Here is a 2,769-nt window from a genome sequence, read left to right as displayed (position 1 = left end):
GGGGGGCGGTGGGGGTGCCGGGGGCCCAGGGCGCGAGTTCGGCCGGGGCCACGTCGGTGCGGAACAGGAACTCGAAGAGCAGTCGGGCGGCGATCTGCGCGGTGCCGCCGGACGGGTCGTAGCGGGGCGCGATCTCGGCGATGTCGACGGCGCCGACGGGCAGCGCCCGCAGCTCCTCGTAGACGTCGAGGAGGTCGCCGATGCCGATGCCGCCCATGGTGACGTGCCCGGTGCCGGTCGCCGCGGCGCTGTCGAGCACGTCGATGTCGAGGGAGACGTAGACGGTGTCGCAGCGCGAGCCGAGGTCCTCGATCACCGGGCGCAGGGCCGCGGCGGCGCCGTCCCGGGTGATGGAGGAGCCGGGTACGACGTGGAAGCCGCTGTCGAGCAGGCCGCGGAACTGGTCGTACTTGGTGACGTCCCCGACGCCGACGAAGGCGATGTCCTCCGGGCGCATCCGCGGGATCTCGCTGATCCGGCGGGAGTTGGAGCCGTGGTACAGCGGACCGTGCAGGGTGCTCCAGTTGCCGAAGTCGAAGTGGTGGTCGATGTTGATGAACCCCACCCGGCCGGCGCCGCGGTCGAGCCGTCCGGCGCGGAAGCCGGCGAAGGTGGGGAAGGTGCAGGAGTGGTCGCCGTTGAGGAAGATCAGGCGCGGGGCGTTGCAGCTCAGGCGGCGGCTCTCGGCGGCGACGGCCTGGAAGGTCTTCACCGTGTCGGTCGGGTAGATGTGCAGGTCTCCGGCGTCCGCGACGCTGGGCGCGTGGTAGCGGAAGGTCTGCCCGGTGCGGGTGTCCAGCATCCGCCACTGGCCGAGGCTGGTGAGGTAGCTGGAGAAGACCAGGCTGGCCTGGCGGATCGCCCGCGGTCCCTCCGCGGCGCCCGGGCGGGAGCTGGCGGTGGCGTCGAAGGGCACGCCGGACACCACCCAGCCCGTCTCGCCGACGTCCACCTGGTCGGCGGTGGTGGTGGGGGCGCCGAACAGGGTGCCGACGCCGGCCCAGCCCGGCAGCGGGTCCTGCGCGAAGTCCTCGGGCTTGACGCTGTTCCGGAGCGCTTCGAAGTCGGGGAGCTCGGTCATGTCAGTCCTCCTGCACGGCGGACGCGGCGGGCGCCGTGGGTGCGGTGGGCGCGGCGGGCGGGGTGGGCGCGGCGACGGGCAGCGGGGCACGGATGACGTCGTGCGCGGCGGCGATCTTCTCCTGGAACAGGTCCCAGCTGGCCTCGGGGGACAGGTGCCGGGGCCGGTAGACGACCGGGGCGTCCTCCCGCCAGTCGGCGAAGTCCCAGTTGAAGATGCGCTCGCGCAGCCTGGGGAAGTCCGGGGTGAGCGGGTACGGCACGAAGTTGTACAGGTTGAAGAGCCACAGCGCCGATTCGTTCTCCCGCATCCAGGCGACGGTCTGGCCGTGCGCGGCCTCCGTCTCCTCGTCGAGGCCGCCCATCATGTTGAGGACGATCTTCAGCCCGGCGTCGCTGAGTTGACGGATCTTCGAAGTGTAGTCGTCCAGGCCGCGGGAGAGCTTGTTGAGCCGCTTCAGCATCTGCGAGTCGGCCGACTCGAAGCCGAGCTCCACGGCGACGACGCCGAGTTCGAGCATGGCCTCGACGATCCACTCCTTCACCTGCATCACGTGGGTCTGCACGATGAAGCGGTAGCCGGGGCGGTCGCGGAAGACGTCCAGCAGGTTGCCGACGGCTTCGCGGGACTGGCCGAAGGTCTTGTCGCCGATGTAGAAGAGCCGGGTGTCGGGGAACCGGGTGGTCAGCTCGTCCACCTCCTGGGCGAGCGCGTCCTTGGCGACCAGGGTGAGCTGCTTGCTCCAGGCGTCGCCGCAGAACGAGCACTGGTACAGGCAGCCGTGGCTGGCGTTGAGCCGCAGCAGCGGCACCCGGCCCTGGTAACCGCCGAGGTGGCGGTAGTCCGGCGCCCAGGTGATCCGGTCGGAGACCAGGCCGGGCAGCAGGGGCTTCTCCAGGCTGCCGCCGGAGCCGGAGGCGAGTTCGACGAGGCGGCGCACGAAGCCGGCGTCGAGCTGGCCGCGGTGCACGGCGTGCACGGCGCCGTCCGGGGCGAGCGGGGCCATGTTCCCGCCGAGGACGACGCGCCGGCCGGCGTGCTCCAGCCGCTTGGCCACCTCCAGGGCGAGGCGGAGGTTCTGGGCGAGCGGGGACATCAGGACCAGGTCACCGGGGGCGGTCGCGTCCAGCAGCGGTTCGGCGCAGTCCTCCGGCTCGGCCGGGGTCCTGGACAGGTCGCGGAAGACGGAGTCGAGCCCCGCGGTGTTCAGCAGGGCGGTCAGATGGGCGACCCACAGCGGCATCTCCCACAGGCCGTCGGTCGGGATGAAGTACTCGGGCAGCAGGGCCCGGAAGCGCCGGTCGTAGTCGTCGTAGTAGCGCGACAGGTTCGGGTCGGGGTCGTGGCTGGAGGGGAAGGGCAACTGGACGATGCAGCTCTTGGTCATGAGCGGTGCCTTCGGTCGGTGAGGGCGTGGGGTCCTCGACGCGGAGCACTCAGTGGGACCGGCGCGAGAAGACCGCACAACGCAGCTCGCTGGTGTGACGTTCTCCGTCGATGTCGAGCCAGAGGTGCTCCGGGGCGGGGAGCATTTCGCTGAACTCCAGAGGGGCGGCCGTCCTCCGGGCGAGCCGGAGGACCTGCCGGACGATGAGGGGGGACTCCCAGTCGACGTAGACACACTGGCCCTCGCGCTGCTGGACGTCCCGGGCGGTGACGTCGTTGGCGCAGGTGTAGCCGAGGATCAC

2 protein-coding genes and 1 pseudogene are annotated in these 2,769 nt (G+C 71.3%); all 3 read right to left on the bottom strand.

The window, feature by feature from the left end; genetic code table 11:
• A partial coding sequence (locus tag ACIQOV_RS36020) for an arginase family protein (protein WP_401055026.1) occupies positions 1-1,081 on the bottom strand: 1,081 nt, incomplete at its 3' end.
• Between the two features lies 1 nt (position 1,082).
• Positions 1,083-2,468, bottom strand: coding sequence for a B12-binding domain-containing radical SAM protein (locus ACIQOV_RS36015; protein WP_401055025.1), 1,386 nt, complete (start codon positions 2,466-2,468; stop codon positions 1,083-1,085).
• 49 nt (positions 2,469-2,517) lie between these two features.
• A pseudogene (locus ACIQOV_RS36010) lies at positions 2,518-2,769 on the bottom strand (hypothetical protein); the annotation flags it as partial.

This window comes from Kitasatospora sp. NPDC091257, assembly GCF_044757675.1.
In the GTDB taxonomy this organism is placed as follows: Bacteria; Actinomycetota; Actinomycetes; order Streptomycetales; family Streptomycetaceae; genus Kitasatospora; species Kitasatospora lactacystinica.
The sequence above is the reverse complement of the archived record's forward strand: the minus strand, read 5'-3'. Positions and strand labels throughout refer to the sequence as shown.

What these genes read in the sequence shown, in the direction of transcription:
- ACIQOV_RS36015 (WP_401055025.1), bottom strand. Translation starts at nt 2,468, where the DNA reads ATGACCAAGAGCTGCATCGTCCAGTTGCCCTTCCCCTCCAGCCACGAC.